Genomic DNA, 15463 nt, shown 5'->3' on the forward strand with positions numbered 1-15463 from the left:
CTCGCGTACCGCCCATTTGAGCGCGACCACCGCCTTCTTCGGATCGGTGACCACGGGCGTGAGCAGATGCGGAATGCCGTCATAAACGGAAAGCTCGAGCATTTTCGGATCGACCATGATCAGCCGGCATTGCTCGGGTTTCAGCCGGTAGACGAGGCTGAGAATCATGGTGTTGATCGCGACCGACTTGCCCGAGCCGGTGGTGCCGGCGATCAGCAGATGCGGCATGCGCGCGAGATCGACGATCACCGGCTGGCCGCCGATATCCTTGCCCAGCACCAGGGCGATCTTGGCGGCGGTGCGCTCATAGGCATCGCTCGCGAGCAGCTCGCGCAGCATCACGGTCTCGCGGATCTGGTTGGGCAGCTCGATGCCGATGACGCTGCGTCCGGGCACGACCGCGACGCGCACCGAGACGGCGCTCATCGAGCGCGCGATATCGTCGGCGAGGCCCACCACGCGGCTGGTCTTGGTGCCGGGGGCCGGCTCCAATTCGTAAAGCGTCACGACCGGACCGGGGCGCACCTTCACGATCTCGCCGCGCACGCCGAAATCCTGCAGCACCGATTCCAGCAGCCGCGCATTCTGCTCGAGGGCGGCCTCGGACATCTTCTGCGCCACCGGATTGGCCGGCGGCTTCGCCAGCAGCTCCAGCGGCGGCAGGGTGTATTCCTCGTTGCTGACGAGATCGAGTGCCGGCTGGCGATCGCGCTCGGCGCGCTTGCCGGGCTTGGGCCGTGCCTTCGGCGCCTCGACCCGCGGTCCCGCCTCGGGACGCTCCGCCACGCGCGCGGCCGGCGCATGGACCGGCTCGCCCGCGGAATCCTCGTCATCCTCCGCGCCCAGATGCGGTTCGACCCGCTGGCTGCGCCGGCGTTCGGCCTGCTCGGCCCGCCATTCGGCCGCCTCGGCATCCACTTCTCCGCGGCTGAAGCGACGGCGCAGCGCGCCGATCACGCGGCCGGTCAGATCGCCCGCCTGCTGCAGCCGCTGCCAGGCGGCGACATAGCCGCGCGCGGAGATGCCGAGCGCCAGATAGCCCAGTCCCGCCCAGAGCCCGAATCCCAGGAGCGCGATCAGGCTCACCGGCAGGCCGACCAGATGGGCCAGGCGCGGCAGCAACAGATCGCCCGCATAGCCGCCCATGCCCACCGGCAGGAACCAGCTGCTGGTCGTGCCCAGCGCTGCCAGTGCCATGGCGAGGAAGAGGATCGAGAACGGCAGCAGCAGCAGGCGCAGCCACCACAGGCCACTCACACGGTGACGCAGCACGCGCCAGCCCCAGACCGACGGCACCAGCACCAGCATCAGGCTGGCGATGCCGAGCGCCTGCAGCAGCAGATCGGCGATGACCGAACCCGGATAGCCCATCAGATTGCGGACCGAGCTGCCGGTCGCGGTGTTGAGCGAGGGATCGTTGGCATTGTAGCTGAGGAGCGACAGCAGCAGCACCGCGGCCAGCGCCAGCAGCAGCAGCCCGCCGAGCTCGACCGCGCGTCGCCTGAGGAAGGGGCGCCAATCGTCGGGTAGGAAGGGCATGCGCATCAGGCCGCTCGTCTCATCGGTCATGATCCTGCCTCCTCGGATGCAGCCGCAACGTTGCTCGTCAGGACTCGCGCCATCCGCTCCAGGCCTTCTTGCGTGGCGGCGGCATCATAGACGAGCGCGACTCGGATATAGCGTTCGCCCGGATTCTGCCCGTTCGCGTCGGCGCGCGCCATATAGCCGCCGGGCAACACCTTGACGCCGGCCTCGCCCCAGAGCCGTTTCGCCGCGGTTTCGCCATTGCCGACATCGAGCCACAGAAAGAACCCGCCCCCGGGCGTGGCGCCCATGCGATTGCCGAGGATGCGCCGGGCCCGCGCGAAGTTCTCGTTATAGAGCGCGCGATTGATCGCGACATGCGCCTCGTCGCGCCAGAGCGCGGTCGAGGCGGCGAGGATCGGGTAGGGGATCGCCACGCCGCCATAATTCACCAGCTGGGCGATGCGCTTGAGCATGCGCTCCTCGCCGGCGATGAAGCCCGAGCGCAGGCCCGCGCCGGAAGAGCGCTTCGAGAGCGAATGGAACACCACCAGATTGTCGAGGCTGCCGCCGGCCTCGGCCGCCACCTCGAGCGCGCCCGATGGCACGGCGTCGCGATAGAGCTCCGAATAGCATTCGTCGAAGGCGACCGTGAATCCGTATTGGCGCGCGAGCTTCAGCCAGCGCGCGAGATAGGCTTGCGAGGCGACCACGCCTTGCGGATTGGCGGGCGAGCAGACATAGGCCAGCGCCGTGCGCTCGAGCGTGCGCCGGTCGATGGTGTCAGGATCGGGCAGGAAGCCGGTGGCCGCGGTTGCCGGCAGGAAGACGGGCTCGCCGCCGGCCATCGCGGCCGCGCCAGCATAGACGTGATAGAACGGGTTGGGCATCAGCACGACGGGGCGCTCGGCGGCGGAGACCGGCTCCTGCAAGGCCGCCAGCGCGACGAAGAACAGCCCCTGGCGCGTGCCGGCGATCGGCATCAGATGGCGATCCGGATCCAGCATCGATGCCGGCAGATGGAAGCGCCGGTTGAGCCAATCGGTGGCCGCGCGCCGGAAGTCGGCATTGCCCACGGCCAGCGGATAGCGGCCCCACTCCGCCAGGTTCTGGACCAGGGGACCCTTGATCATCTCCGGTGGCGTCGCCTGCGGCTCGCCGACCGAGAACAGAAGGGGACGTTGATGGCCCGGTTCGATTCCCTGCAGCAGCGTGTTGAGCCGGGTGAAGGGATGGAATCGGAGCAGCGGATCGAGGCGGTCGGTCATCGACGGGTCGGGTTCGTCCGAATTGCCTGAAAAAGCGTCGTCCGGGCAGCCAACATGGCTTCCGAGTCGCGACTCGGGGACAAAACATAAACAATTCTATAGCTTGTGGGACGTTCTTACAAGCCAACCTATAGAGCGGGCCAAGGTTGGTCGGTTAACCAAGTCATTGTTCTTGCTTTGTCTTCTTTAGTGCCCGGAGTCTCGCCCGATTCTCCCCCCAAGAAAAATGGTCTTCCGGAAAATGACCAAGCCCCAAAAGGCGAGGGGCGGTGGGGACCCTGATCCCACCGCCCCTCAAGGCGAAGCTTCTCCTCGGTGCTCCCGGGTACGGGCCGGCTTTCAAAGTATAAACCGGGGCCAGTAACCCGCTAACGAAGCTTCGCCAGTCGCCAGCGTGCCCGCCAGACCACGGGCTCGCCGGCGATCGGCTGCGGTCGCTTGTTAAGCGACCGATTCACCATGCAGCACGATGTCGAGGCCTTCGCGCTCCTCGTCCGGCGTGACACGCAGGCCGCGGGTCAGGAGGCCGACGACCTTGAGGATGATGAAGGTGACGACGGCGCAGTAAGCGATGGTGATGGCGACGCCATAGAGCTGCGTGGCGATCTGGCCGATGTTCCCGTCGATCCAGCCCACCGGCGTCTCGGAGCCGGTGACGGCTTGCGTCGCGAACACGCCGGTCAGGATGGCGCCAACCATGCCGCCGATGCCATGCACGCCGAAGGCGTCGAGCGAGTCGTCATAGCCCAGCGCATTCTTGAGCGTCGAGGTGGCGAAGAAGCAGACCACGCCGGCGACGAGGCCGATCACCAGGCCGCCCTCGGCATCGACGAAGCCCGAGGCGGGCGTCACCGCGACGAGGCCGGCGACGGCGCCGGAGATCATGCCCAGCAAGCTGGGCTTCTTGCGGAAGACCCACTCGGCCACCATCCAGGAGAGGGCAGCGCCCGCGGTCGCGACCTGCGTGGCCGCCATGGCCATGCCGGCGCGGCCATCGGCCGCCACCGCCGAACCGGCATTGAAACCGAACCAGCCCACCCAGAGCAGGCCGGCGCCGATGGTGGAGAGGCCGACATTATGCGGGGTGAAAGCGGTCTTGCCGAAGCCGGTGCGCGGCCCCAGGACCAGGGCAGCCACCAGACCGGCCACACCGGAATTGATATGAACGACGGTGCCGCCGGCATAGTCGAGCACACCGGCCGCGCCGATCAGCCCACCGCCCCAGACCATGTGGCAGATCGGGACATAAACGAACAGCAGCCAGAGGCTGGCGAAGAGGACCAGGGCCGAGAATTTCATGCGATCGGCAATGGCCCCCACCATCAGGGCTGGCGTGATGATGGCGAAAGTCATCTGGAAGGCCATGAAGACGGGCTCGGGGATCGAAGGCGCCAGGGGATGCGCCGTCGCGACGCCCATGCCATGGAGCATGAAGCGGCTGAAATCGCCGACGAAGGCGCCGGAGCCGTTGAAGGCGAGGCTATAGCCGACGATCATCCACAGCACGGTGACGAGGCAGACGATGACGAAGCTCTGCGCCATGGTCGCCAACAGATTGATCTTGCGGACCATGCCGCCATAGAAGAGCGCGAGGCCCGGGATCGTCATCATCAGGACCAGGGCCGTCGAGGTGAGCATCCAGGCGGTGTCGCCGCGATCCAGCGCGAGATCGGCGGCGAAGGCGGGTCTGGCGCCGATCAGGGCGGCGACCAGTAGGGGGACGAACAGCAAAAGACGCGACATTGGGCAATCCTCCGGAGCACGAGAGAGAATTAAAATGAGCACTCAGCGAGGGCCCTAAACACGTTCCGTGCCAACTCCGGAGTCGCGCGGAATTCCTCGGATTCCGCCGAGTCGAGAATCGGGGATTGATCGAAGCTTGGGCAGGCTGGCGCGCAATTAGGCAGCGGGAATCGGCCGGGCGCGGCCCGCCATTAACCTGTGCCCGAAGGGTGCGCGGCATCGAGCGCCGCTGCCGAAGACGCCATTCCCGCGCTATGGTGGGAATCGCGATGACGAACCCCGCCGACAACCGCCCCGACTCCGCCGCCGCCAATGATGCCGGCCGGCGCGGGCTGCCCGACGCCGATGTGCTCATCAGCGGGGGCGGCATGGTCGGGCTCACCCTCGCCCTGGCGCTCGCCGATGCGAGCCTGACCGTCATCGTGATCGACAGCCTGCCGGCGACCGAGCGCGAGGCCGTCGCCTATGACGGCCGCAGCTCGGCCATCGCCGAAGGCTCGCGCCGGGTGCTGGACGGCATCGGGGTCTGGAACAGGATGGCGCCCGAGGCCTGCCCGATCCTGGACATCCGCGTCTCGGATGCGCGGGTGGGCCAGCCGGCCTCGCTCCTGTTCCTGCATTACGATCATCGCGAGCTCGAGGCGCCGCGGCCCGGCAAGCGGCGCCCGGGGCCGACGGCCGCGAAGCCGGCGCCCATGGGTTATATCGTCGAGAACCGCGTCATCCGGCGGGCGCTGCTCGCGGCCATCGCGGCGCGGCGCGGCATCCGCCATCTCGCCCCGGCCCAGGCCGTCGGGCTGGCGCGCGAGCCGGGACAGGCGCGCCTCACGCTGGCCGACGGCACCAGCCTCACCGGCCGGGTCGTGATCGCCGCCGACGGGCGCGGTTCGCCGATGCGCAAGGCGGCCGGCATCCGCCTGACCGAGTGGGAATATCCGCAGAGCGGGATCGTCTGCACCATCGGGCATGAGCTCTCGCACCAGAATGTGGCGCATGAGCATTTCCTGCCCTCGGGCCCCTTCGCGGTGCTGCCGATGGTCGACGATGCCAACGGGCATCGCTCCTCGATCGTCTGGACCGAGAAGCGCGAGCTGGTGCCGTCGATCATGGCGCTGTCGGCCGAGAGTTTCGCCGCCGAGATCCAGCATCGTTTCGGCGATTCGCTCGGCTGCATCCGGCTCCTCGGCCTGCGCTGGGCCCATCCCCTGAAGCTGCAGCATGCGACGCGTTACATCGCCGAACGGCTGGCACTGGTCGGCGATGCGGCCCATGCGATCCACCCGATCGCGGGGCAAGGCCTCAATCTCGGCTTGCGCGATGTCGCGGCGCTGGCGGAGACCCTGGTCGATGCCCATCGCCTCGGCCTCGATATCGGCGTGGGCGAGCCGCTCGAGCGTTATGAGCGCTGGCGGCGCTTCGACAATCTCATGCTGATGGCCGCGACCGACTTTCTCAATCGCCTGTTCTCGAACGACATCGCGCCGGTGCGCCTGGCGCGCGACATCGGGCTCGGCCTGGTCAACCGCATGCCGCCCCTGAAGCGCCTCTTCATGCGCCACGCCATGGGCATGGTCGGCGACTTGCCCCGCCTCATCCGCGGCGAGCGGTTATGACTTTCCCTTAGCCTGTCATTGCCGGACTTGATCCGGCAATCCAGGCTTTCTCGAGACCGCGCCCTCGGCCCTGTATCGCCGGATCAAGTCCGGCGATGACATGATGCGGCCTAGAGCCAGCGCGACGGCAGCAGCGCGTCCTCGAACGGGAAAGTCGAGAGCAGCTGATAGCCGGTCTCGGTCACCAGGATCTGCTGCTCGAGCTTGACGCCTTCGAGCCCGCCGACCTCGCCCATATAGCTCTCGATGCAGATGGTCATGCCGGGCTCCAGCACGCCGTCATAGCCGCCGCGCTCGTAATCCTGCGCATAGATGCTGGCGGGATATTCGTCGGCCAAGCCTACGCCATGGAACACGACGGAGTATCGGTTGGGCGCGCAAGCTTCCGGCAGCTTGAAGCTCTTTTCCGAGAATTCGCGGAAGCCCACGCCGGCCTTCACCAGATCGAGGTTGGTGTGGATCTGCTCGTAGGCGAGACCATAGAGCCGCTTCTGCTCGGCGCTGGGCTTGCCATGGCCGCAGAAATAAGTGCGCGAGATGTCGGCGCAATAGCCGAAGGGTCCGATCAGGTCGGTATCGAAGCTGAGCAGCTCGCCCGAGCGGATCACGCGGTCGCTCGATTCCTGGAACCAGGGATTGGTGCGCCCGCCAGAGGTGAGGAGCCGCGTCTCGATCCATTCGCCGCCGGCCGCGATGTTCGCCTGATGCAGCAGCGACCAGATCTCGTTCTCGGTCACGCCGGGCTCGAGCGCGTCGCGCATCTTCGCCATGCCGGTCTCGCAGGCGGTGATCGACACCACCATGCAGGCGAGCTCCTCGTCCGACTTGATCGCGCGCGCCAGCTCGCAGACCGCCTGGCCCTCGACGATGTCGATGCCGGCGGCTTTGAGCAGGTGGGTCCCGGTTGGATCGAGCTTGTCGACGGCGAGGCGGCGGTTCTTGCCGCCATGCCGGTGCACCAGATCGACGATCTCGTTCGACCAGCGCTTGGCGAATTCCTCGAGCCGGGGCCCCCCGCCGAAATAGGTCCAGCCCACGGCCGGGCGCACCTCGGCGATGGTCTCGAGCCCGTCGGCCAGATGCTCGCAATTATGGAAGTCGAACAGCGTGATCGGCCCCTCGGTCGGGACGAAGGCGTAGCGGACCGCGTTATGCAGGGTCCAGACCGCCATGTTCCGGCTGCCGGTGGCGTAGCGGATATTGATCGGGTCGTAGAGAAGCGCGCCCATGCAGTCGCGCTTCTTGAGCTCGGCGCGGAACCGCCCGAGGCGATAGGCGCGCAGCTTGCGCATGTCGAGCAGCGCCTCGCTGTCGATCGCGTCGAGGATCGGGCTCTTGCGGGCGCGGCGGATATCGGGATCGAGCGATTTGAAAGGCGGCTTCGGGCCGGCGGAATCGGGCGCCATCGGGTCTGGTTACCTCTCTCTCAGGACCTGCCCGGTTGGCTTCGGGCTTGGGCGCGCCCATTCAATCCCCTGGCGGGGTCTGGCGTCCAGCGGTCTCGGGAGCAATCGGAACGGAAGGCTTGAGGGCAGGCGTCAGGAATGACGCTTGGGCTCGCGCGAGAGGCCTCGCTCTTCGAGCGCCTTCAGATAGCGTGACCAGAGGTCGGCCTGGTTGGCGCCCAGCTCGTAGAGATAGGCCCAGCTATAGATGCCGGTGTCGTGGAGATCGTCGAACTTGATGCGGACGGCGTAGTTGCCGACCGGCTCCAACGCGAGAATGCCGACATGGGCGCGCTCGCCCAGGATCTGCTTCTGGCTGGGCCCATGGCCCTGCAGTTCGGCCGAGGGGCTTTCGACGCGCAGGAACTCCGCCGGATAGCGGAAGGATTTTCCATCGTCGAAATCGATCTCGAGCGCGCGCTCGTTCTGCTTGAGGCGGATCTCGATCGGCCAATGCTCGGTGCCGAAACGTTCGCTCATGATCGGGATCGGGGGTTGGACATCGGAGCGGAGCGAGGGATCAACGCCGGCCGTCCTCGTCGAGCGACCGGGCCTCGTCGGCCAGCATGATCGGGATGCCTTCGCGGATCGGAAAGGCGAGGCCGGCCTTGCGGCTGATCAGCTCCTGATGCTCGCGATCATATTCGAGCGGGCCCTTGGTGACGGGGCAGACCAGAATCTCCAAGAGCTTCGGATCGACCTCGTAGCGCCGGTCGGCGGCTTTGCGTTCGGCCATGGCGGTTCTCCGGACTTTCCTGACGATCCCAAACTTTCCTGACGATCCTAGTGACGCGCGGCTTCGCCGGAGGAACCGCTGCCGGTTCCGCCCAGGAGCGCCATCTCGATCAGCGCCGTCAGCACGCGGCCGCGCTCGGTGGCGCTGCCGGCCTCGAGCAGCGCCTGCTTCTCCTGCGGCTCGAACGGACAGACCATGGCGAGCGAGGTGATGAGCGCCGCATCCGCCGTGCGCTCGATCTGCTCCCAATCGGCCTTGATGCCCTGCTGATGGAAGAAGCCCTTGAGGGCGCGCAGCAGCCGCGCGCGATCGAGCTCGAGCGCGGGATTGTCGGCCATGTCCTCGGCGAACGGCACGAAGTCGGCCTGGACGCGCCGATAGCCGGAAACGCCCGGCAGCTCCGACGCGATGCGGAAGCGCGCGAGTCCGCCCAGCGTGATCAGATAGCGCCCATCTTCGGTCTCGTTGAAGGCGGTGATGCGGCCGGCGCAGCCCACCTGCTGCAGCGCCGGCACATGGCCCGGGCGCTCCAGCTCGGCGGGCTGGATCATGCCGATGATCCGCTCGTCCTTGATCGCATCGCGCGTCATGGCGAGATAGCGCGGCTCGAAGATGTTGAGCGGCAGTCTTCCGCCGGGCAGGAGCAGAACGCCCGCCAGCGGAAATACCGGAATCTCCGCCGGCAGCGCTTCGAAGGCGGGATCGAACGGCCCGCGCGTCATCGCCTTAGGCGAACATCAAGGACGACAGGCGCCGGCGCGCCGACAAGGTCAAGGGATCGGTCGGACCCAGCGCCTCGAAGATCTTCACCAGCTGCTTGCGCGCCGCTTCCTCGTTCCAGCCGCGATTGCGGCGGAACAATTCGAGCAGCTCGTCGAGCGCCGGCTCGGCTTCGCCATTGCCATAGAGCGCCAGCGCCAGGTCGTAGCGCGACTGGTGATCGTTGGGATCCGCGGCGAGCTTGGCTTTCAACTCGTCGAGGCCGCCCTGCTTCTGGCCCGCCTGCTCGGCCAGCTCGAGCGCCGCGCGGGCCGCGGCAATGGTCTTGTCGTTGGCCTGGTTCGCAGGAACCTTCGCCAGCTGCTTGCGGGCTTCCTCGAGCTCGCCCGCCTTCACCAGGCAGCGCACCAGGCCGGCGATCGCCGGCAGATTCTCGGGCTCATGCTGCAGCACCTGGCCGAAGATGGCGCTGGCCGTGGCGGCATCGCCTTCCTTCAGCGCGGCCTCGGCATGCTCGAGCGCTTCCTCGATCGGCGAGGGGCCGGCCGCAGCACCCGCCGACTTGGCGAGACGCTGCACGAACTGTTTGATCACGCTCTCGGGTTGCGCACCCTCGAAGGCGTCCACCGGTCGACCCTGGAAGAAGGCGTAAACCATCGGGATCGTTTTGATTCGGAGCTGGCCGGCGACCGCGGGATTCTTGTCCACGTCGATCTTCACCAGCCTGACCGCGCCCTTGGCTTCTTTCACGACCTTCTCGAGCACGGGCCCGAGCGTCTTGCAGGGCCCGCACCAGGTCGCCCAGAAATCGACGATCACCGGCACCGTCATCGAGGCATCGATGACGTCCACCATGAAGTCCTGATCGCTGCTGTCCTTGACCGGGGCCGCGGCGCCATTGGCGTGAGCCGGCGCGTTACCCTGGCCGATAAGCGTCTCCATGATCGATCTTCCTATGGTTCCGAATTTGCAAAGATAAATGGCGTTTTGCGGAGCGTCTGGCAACCCCGCCCGGCAATATCCCGGACCTTAACCCTGTTGTCGGCAAGGCGAAGCTCGCCGGCGAGGGCCGCCGCCCTTCTCACAGGTCGAGGAAGATCGGCTTATGCCCGCAAGCCTCGATGAACTTGAGCAGGCCGGCCGGCGCCAGCGACAGGGTCATGTCGTTGGTCAACGGGTGGCAATGGAGCGGGTCCATCGACAGTAGAGCCCGGTCCAGCACCGGCTGGACCATGCGGGCCTTGTCGTTGATGAGGGCGAGCGGCGTCACCGAGCCCGGCAGCACGCCCAGATAGGTCATCAGCCGGTCCGGGCTGCCGAAGGAGAGCTTGTCGCCTCCGATCTTGGGCGCCAGCGCCTTCAGATCCATGCGACGGGTCTCCTCGACCACCACCAGCCACATCTGGTCGCCCTTCTTGTTGCGCAGGAACAGGTTCTTGATATGGCCGCCGGCCAGGTCGCCGCGCAGCGCCTGGGATTCCTCGACGGTGAAGACCGGCGCATGGCGATGGACCTCGGTCTCGATGCCGAGATCGGCGAGGCGCTGGATCACGGCTTCCGGGCTGGTCGGCAGGGCGGCGGCAGGGGCGGTGGCGTCCGACATGGCTAGGTTCGGTCTTGAGTTGTTATGGAGGTCGTTCGGGGCGCCAGTCTTAGGGGGCGCCGGCACCATCGGCAACCCCGCCGGCCTCCAAAACCGCCGGGCGTCCGTCACGGAGCTTCAAAAAGCCGCGGATTCCTGCGGCTTCGAGACAAGCGGTCGCATCTTAAGCCGCTGGCAACCGCAGGCTTGCAATGCTGACTCCGGTCGCTATTATCTGGCGCCCTTGACGGGGGCGGTCTTTAAGACAAGGCCGACGCTGTCGAGTACCCAAACGGATGCGGGCGTAGCTCAGGGGTAGAGCACAACCTTGCCAAGGTTGGGGTCGAGGGTTCGAATCCCTTCGCCCGCTCCAGTTTCTCGAAAAACCGTCGTGATCCAGCCAATGCCCCTCCGGGGCATTTTCTGTTTCCAGGGCCTGTTTCCGGCGCCCGGCAGGACATCATTGGCGCCCGCGCGCGAGCCCTTGTCTTGCGGCTGCAGACCGCTGATCGTTGCGCCCCGCCATCCGAACTCATCACCTCAAGGGCGTTCAATGACATCCGTTTCCCCCGAAGCCGAACCGCGGCCGACCTTCGTCACCCATTTGGAATGCTCGATGACGGGCGAGCGCTATGAAGCCGACCGGCTGCATGGGCTGTCCAAAGCGGGCAAGCCGTTGTTGGTGCGCTACGATTTGGCGGCCCTCGCCAAGGCCGTCTCGAAGAAGGCGCTGGCGGAACGGACGGGCGGATTCTGGCGCTATCGCGAGTTCCTGCCGGTGCGTCACGCGAAGAATGTCGTCGAGCTGGGCGAGGTGATGACGCCGTTGATCCCGCTGCCGCGCCTGGCGCGCGCGTTGGGTGCGGGCGCCGACAGGATCATCGTCAAGGATGAAGGCCGCTTGCCGACGGGATCTTTCAAGGCGCGCGGGCTGGCGCTCGCGGTCGCCATGGCGAAGGAGCTCGGGCTCCAGCATCTCGCCATGCCGACCAATGGCAATGCCGGCGCCGCAATGGCGGCCTATGCCTCGCGTGCCGGCATGCGCAGCACGGTCTTCTGTCCCGCCGATACGCCGGACGTCAATGTGCGGGAGATCGCCCTGCAAGGGGCGACGGTCTATCGCGTCAACGGCCTGATCAACGATTGCGGCAAGATCGTCGCCAGCGGCAAGGAGGCCGTCGGCTGGTTCGACCTCTCGACCCTGAAGGAGCCCTATCGGATCGAGGGCAAGAAGACCATGGGGCTGGAGCTGGCGGAGCAAATGGGTTGGGAACTGCCCGATGCGATCTTCTATCCGACCGGCGGTGGCACCGGCCTGATCGGCATGTGGAAGGCCTTCGAGGAGCTCGAGGCCATCGGCTGGATCGGCGCCAAGCGGCCCAAGATGATCGCGGTCCAGGCCACGGGCTGCGCGCCCATCGTGAAGGCTTATCAGGAAGGCAGCGAGCATGCCGAGCTGTGGCCGAACGCGCATACGGTCGCGGCCGGCATTCGCGTGCCCGTCGCGATCGGCGATTTCCTCATCCTGCGCGCGGTGCGGGAGAGCGGCGGATTTGCGATCGCGGTCGATGACGACGCGATCGTCGCGGCGCAAGAGACCGTCGCGAAAGAGGAGGGGCTGCTGCTCTGCCCCGAGGGTGCTGCCACCTTCGCGGCCTATCAACAGGCTTTGAAGGACGGACGCGTCGGTCCGCAGGATCGCTGCCTGCTCTTCAATTGCGCGACGGGACTCAAATATCCCATGCCGCCCGCCGAGCTCGCGATCGATCGCCATCAGCCGATCGACTATGCCGCGATCGCGCGCGCGAAGGCGCCGTAGCAGAGCGTCGCCGCCGCCGACTAGGATTCCGATTGGACGGCGGGCATGGGTGCCGGCTCCCAGCCGAAGACGCTGCGCCCGCCATACTCATGCGAGCGTCGGCGTTCCTCGCCGATGAAGGCCGGCAGCGACGGGCCCGTCGCCGTTCGCTCCAGCCGGCGCGTCTGTTCGTCCAGCCGGTGGATCGCATCGAGCCGCTCGTCATTGCCGAGCTTCGCCTTCTCGACGGCGGATTTGAGGATGGCGATGGTCTGGTCATAGACCTTGAGCGGCACCGGATAGGGATGCCGGTCCTTGCCGCCATGCGCCAGCGAGAAGCGCGCCGGATCGGCGAACCGGCAGGGCGCGCCATGGATGATCTCGGCCGCCATGGCGAGCGAATGAACCGTTCGGGCACCGACGCCCGGCACCAGCAACAGCTCGCTGAAATCGGCGGGCGCGGAATCGGCCGCGGCGGCGAGCGCGCCATGCAGGCGGCGCATCATGACATCCTTCGGTCGCACGTCGTGATGCGCCGGCATGACGAGATGCGGCAGGAACGGGGCTTCGGGCGGCGCTGCCGCCGGCGATGATTGGCCCCGCCATGCCGCGACCTCGCCGACGATGCGATCGGGGCCCAGATCGCGCAGCAGATCGATCTGGCTCTGGCGCGAGGCGGCGGCTCGCCGGTCGGTGAGATTGACGATCTCGCCCAGGTTCTCGCCGTCGATCGCCTGGTGCGGCGCCTCGACGAAGCTCTTCAGATCCTCCGACAGCCAGTGATAGCGGCGCGCATAGCGCGTCTCGCCATTCATGCCCTGCTGCACCACGACCCATTTGCCGTTCTCGGCGAGGATGAAGCCATGGAGATAGAGGTCGAAGCCGTCCTGCAGTGCGGCACTGTCGACCTTGGCGACCAGCCGGCTCGCCTTGGCGAGGGCCGTTCCGTCGAGGCCGGTGCGCTCGCCGATGGCGACGAGCTCATGCGGCGTCTGCCGCGAATGGCTCCCCCGTCCGCCGCAGACATGGAGGCCCAGCTCGCCTGACAGGGGTGCCAGCCCGCGTTTCAGCGCGCCGATGACGCTGGTGGTGATGCCGGAGGAATGCCAGTCCATGCCCATGACGGCGCCGAAGGACTGGAACCAGAACGGATGGGACAGGCGGCGCAGGAACTCGTCGCGGCCGTAATGATGGACGATCGCCTGGGTGACGACCGCGCCCATCCGCGTCATGCGCCGGCCCAGCCAGGCAGGTACCCGGCCATGATGCAGAGGCAGATCGGCGCTTCCCGATCGTCGCGTCACGGCGCCCATTCTCCAGAACAAAAACGGAACATATAGGCCGAACCCATGGCGTGCAATGTCATTATTTGGCCGATAGCGGGGGTGGCCCTCTCTGGGAAACGAAGGGTCTCTTGCGGCATTCGCCCGCGCGGCTCCGGGGGCGACGTCGGTCCTGGGTTTCTGGCCTTCGAAAATCGCCAGCAATGCTGACCTGGATTTCGGCAAATCGCTCCGCGATTTCCAGGTCGGGATCGTTCCGCTCTCACCCCTACTTTTCATTGTCGCTTCATGCATTTGCCTCAAAATTTTCCAATCGAAACTTGGTGCTTTTCCAGGACGGACCCGCGCCAGTGAATCCGCGCATTTCTCATCGCAACCGCCCGGTGTGATCGGCCCATGTTGGCCATCCGCATGGCGCGCCTTTTTTCAATCGATCCCCTGGCGGCAGCTGCGCCGGTTCAGATCGAATGGGTGCGCCTCGATGACATCATGCCCGGCGACACCGCGCCGCCGCCGCCGCATGTCGTCACGATCGATCCTCCCGAGCCCGGTCAGTCGATCGGGATCGATGTCGACGTGGACACTGCGATCCAGTTCGCCTTCGATCTCGGTGCTGCGCATGTCGAGTGGGTCGATCACTCGATCCGCCTGGATCTGCCGAACAGCGGCGTCATCACGCTCTTCGGCGAGCGGATCGAGCCGTCGCTCGCTGACGGCCTGGGCGATATCGAGGCGATCCTCGGGAGCCTCTCCTCCCCCGCGAACGGATCGCCAACCCCTTCGCAGGGCCATTTTTTCCGTCACGGGCTGGAGGATGGCGGTTCGATCGATCCTGTCGGTGCGCTGCAGGACACCGAGATCGCGCCGCCGCTCCTGCTGAGCCCGCTTTCGGGAACATCGCTCACCTACCGCGAAATCGACGAGCCGCCGGCGTTTCTCGACCATGACTCGCGACATGACGCGACGACGCCCGGCGATCCGCTGGTCGGGGTGAACGACGCTTTCACGCTGACCGAGGACGGCGCGCTGAACCTGGCGGCACCCGGTGTGCTGGGGAACGACACGGGAAGCACCAGTCATGGAGCGGTCGCAACACTCCTGAGCGGCCCGGCGCATGGCCTGCTGACGCTCAACGGCGATGGCAGCTTCAGCTATACGCCGGACGCCGACTTCAACGGCACCGACAGTTACAGCTACAAACTGACCGGCGGCGGGAAGACGGACACGGCCACAGTATCGCTGACCGTGAACGCGGTCGCCGACATCGCAGCCGACAGCACGACCACGCATGAAGAGACGTCGGTCACCACGGCGGTCCTGGCGAACGACAGCTTCGAAGATCCGGCGCACCAGCTCAGCTCGTTCACGCAAGGCGCCCATGGTGCGGTGACGCGGGACGATAACGGCACGGCCCTCGATCGCAGCGACGACAAGCTGGTCTATACGCCGAACACCGACTTCTATGGCAGCGACAGCTACAGCTACACGGTGACCAGCGGCGGTATGACGGAGACCGCGACGGTATCGGTGACGGTGACCGCGGCGGTCGACATCGCGCCCGACATCGCGACGACCCATGAGGACACGGCGGTCACGACGGCGGTGCTGGCGAACGACACGTTCGAGGACCCGTCGCGCCAGCTGACCTCCTTCACGCAAGGCGCCCATGGCACGGTGACGCGGGACAGCAACGGCACCCCGCTCGACCTGACCGACGACAAGCTGGTCTATACGCCCAACCCCGACTTCAA

At 66.6% G+C, this 15463-nt stretch carries 13 protein-coding genes and 1 tRNA gene; 4 read left to right on the top strand and 10 right to left on the bottom strand.

Annotation, left to right across the window (positions count from 1 at the left end; all coding sequences use genetic code 11):
• From ACREE8_RS07045 to ACREE8_RS07055, 3 genes are all read right to left on the bottom strand, one after another.
• On the bottom strand, positions 1-1569 hold a 1569-nt coding region (locus ACREE8_RS07045), incomplete at its 3' end, for a DNA translocase FtsK 4TM domain-containing protein (RefSeq protein ID WP_431572276.1).
• Positions 1566-2792, bottom strand: coding sequence for an aminotransferase class I/II-fold pyridoxal phosphate-dependent enzyme (locus ACREE8_RS07050; protein ID WP_431572277.1), 1227 nt, complete (start codon positions 2790-2792; stop codon positions 1566-1568). The genes ACREE8_RS07045 and ACREE8_RS07050, both read right to left, overlap by 4 nt.
• A 441-nt stretch (positions 2793-3233) precedes the next feature.
• Entirely contained in the window at positions 3234-4535 is a 1302-nt protein-coding gene (locus tag ACREE8_RS07055) for an ammonium transporter (RefSeq protein ID WP_431572278.1), read from the bottom strand.
• A gap of 269 nt (positions 4536-4804) precedes the next feature.
• Here ACREE8_RS07055 and ACREE8_RS07060 point away from each other — a divergent pair, with 269 nt between their 5' ends.
• Positions 4805-6148: a UbiH/UbiF/VisC/COQ6 family ubiquinone biosynthesis hydroxylase gene (locus ACREE8_RS07060; RefSeq protein ID WP_431572279.1), complete on the top strand. Its 1344-nt coding sequence runs from the start codon at positions 4805-4807 to the stop codon at positions 6146-6148.
• Between the two features lie 110 nt (positions 6149-6258).
• Here ACREE8_RS07060 and ACREE8_RS07065 read toward each other — a convergent pair whose 3' ends face one another.
• The 6 genes from ACREE8_RS07065 to ACREE8_RS07090 all read right to left on the bottom strand — a co-directional run bounded on the left by ACREE8_RS07065 (position 6259) and on the right by ACREE8_RS07090 (position 10652).
• Entirely contained in the window at positions 6259-7554 is a 1296-nt protein-coding gene (locus ACREE8_RS07065) for a M24 family metallopeptidase (protein WP_431572280.1), read from the bottom strand.
• A 132-nt stretch (positions 7555-7686) separates the two neighbouring features.
• Positions 7687-8073 carry a gamma-butyrobetaine hydroxylase-like domain-containing protein gene (locus tag ACREE8_RS07070; RefSeq protein WP_431572281.1) on the bottom strand — a complete coding sequence of 129 codons (387 nt, stop codon included), beginning with the start codon at positions 8071-8073 and terminating at the stop codon, positions 7687-7689.
• Between the two features lie 40 nt (positions 8074-8113).
• Positions 8114-8329: a Trm112 family protein gene (locus tag ACREE8_RS07075; RefSeq protein ID WP_431572282.1), complete on the bottom strand. Its 216-nt coding sequence runs from the start codon at positions 8327-8329 to the stop codon at positions 8114-8116.
• A gap of 47 nt (positions 8330-8376) precedes the next feature.
• Positions 8377-9051 carry an LON peptidase substrate-binding domain-containing protein gene (locus ACREE8_RS07080; RefSeq protein WP_431572283.1) on the bottom strand — a complete coding sequence of 225 codons (675 nt, stop codon included), beginning with the start codon at positions 9049-9051 and terminating at the stop codon, positions 8377-8379.
• Positions 9052-9055: 4 nt separating this feature from the next.
• Positions 9056-9991: a tetratricopeptide repeat protein gene (locus ACREE8_RS07085; RefSeq protein ID WP_431572284.1), complete on the bottom strand. Its 936-nt coding sequence runs from the start codon at positions 9989-9991 to the stop codon at positions 9056-9058.
• A 139-nt stretch (positions 9992-10130) separates the two neighbouring features.
• Positions 10131-10652 carry a prolyl-tRNA synthetase associated domain-containing protein gene (locus tag ACREE8_RS07090; RefSeq protein WP_431572285.1) on the bottom strand — a complete coding sequence of 174 codons (522 nt, stop codon included), beginning with the start codon at positions 10650-10652 and terminating at the stop codon, positions 10131-10133.
• A 277-nt stretch (positions 10653-10929) separates the two neighbouring features.
• On the opposite strand from ACREE8_RS07090, the gene ACREE8_RS07095 reads away from it, so the two are divergent.
• Positions 10930-11004, top strand: a tRNA-Gly gene (locus ACREE8_RS07095).
• 180 nt (positions 11005-11184) lie between these two features.
• Positions 11185-12450 carry a threonine synthase gene (locus ACREE8_RS07100; RefSeq protein ID WP_431572286.1) on the top strand — a complete coding sequence of 422 codons (1266 nt, stop codon included), beginning with the start codon at positions 11185-11187 and terminating at the stop codon, positions 12448-12450.
• A gap of 20 nt (positions 12451-12470) precedes the next feature.
• Here the strand turns inward: ACREE8_RS07100 and ACREE8_RS07105 are convergent, their stop codons facing one another.
• The gene (locus ACREE8_RS07105; RefSeq protein WP_431572287.1) at positions 12471-13733 is read right to left on the bottom strand and encodes a DUF763 domain-containing protein; all 1263 of its coding nucleotides are present in this window, start codon (positions 13731-13733) and stop codon (positions 12471-12473) included.
• A 375-nt stretch (positions 13734-14108) separates the two neighbouring features.
• Between ACREE8_RS07105 and ACREE8_RS07110 the strand changes: the two genes are divergently transcribed.
• Positions 14109-15463: cadherin-like domain-containing protein (locus ACREE8_RS07110; protein WP_431572288.1), on the top strand; the 1355-nt coding region annotated here is incomplete at its 3' end.

Origin of the sequence: Hypericibacter sp. (assembly GCF_050729195.1) — a bacterium.
Lineage (GTDB): Bacteria > Pseudomonadota > Alphaproteobacteria > Dongiales > Dongiaceae > Hypericibacter.

Coding starts and splice junctions, on each gene's coding strand:
- ACREE8_RS07050 (WP_431572277.1), bottom strand. CDS start 2,792: ATGACCGACCGCCTCGATCCGCTGCTCCGATTCCATCCCTTCACCCGG.
- ACREE8_RS07055 (WP_431572278.1), bottom strand. CDS start 4,535: ATGTCGCGTCTTTTGCTGTTCGTCCCCCTACTGGTCGCCGCCCTGATC.
- ACREE8_RS07060 (WP_431572279.1), top strand. CDS start 4,805: ATGACGAACCCCGCCGACAACCGCCCCGACTCCGCCGCCGCCAATGAT.
- ACREE8_RS07065 (WP_431572280.1), bottom strand. CDS start 7,554: ATGGCGCCCGATTCCGCCGGCCCGAAGCCGCCTTTCAAATCGCTCGAT.
- ACREE8_RS07070 (WP_431572281.1), bottom strand. CDS start 8,073: ATGAGCGAACGTTTCGGCACCGAGCATTGGCCGATCGAGATCCGCCTC.
- ACREE8_RS07075 (WP_431572282.1), bottom strand. CDS start 8,329: ATGGCCGAACGCAAAGCCGCCGACCGGCGCTACGAGGTCGATCCGAAG.
- ACREE8_RS07080 (WP_431572283.1), bottom strand. CDS start 9,051: ATGACGCGCGGGCCGTTCGATCCCGCCTTCGAAGCGCTGCCGGCGGAG.
- ACREE8_RS07085 (WP_431572284.1), bottom strand. CDS start 9,991: ATGGAGACGCTTATCGGCCAGGGTAACGCGCCGGCTCACGCCAATGGC.
- ACREE8_RS07090 (WP_431572285.1), bottom strand. CDS start 10,652: ATGTCGGACGCCACCGCCCCTGCCGCCGCCCTGCCGACCAGCCCGGAA.
- ACREE8_RS07100 (WP_431572286.1), top strand. CDS start 11,185: ATGACATCCGTTTCCCCCGAAGCCGAACCGCGGCCGACCTTCGTCACC.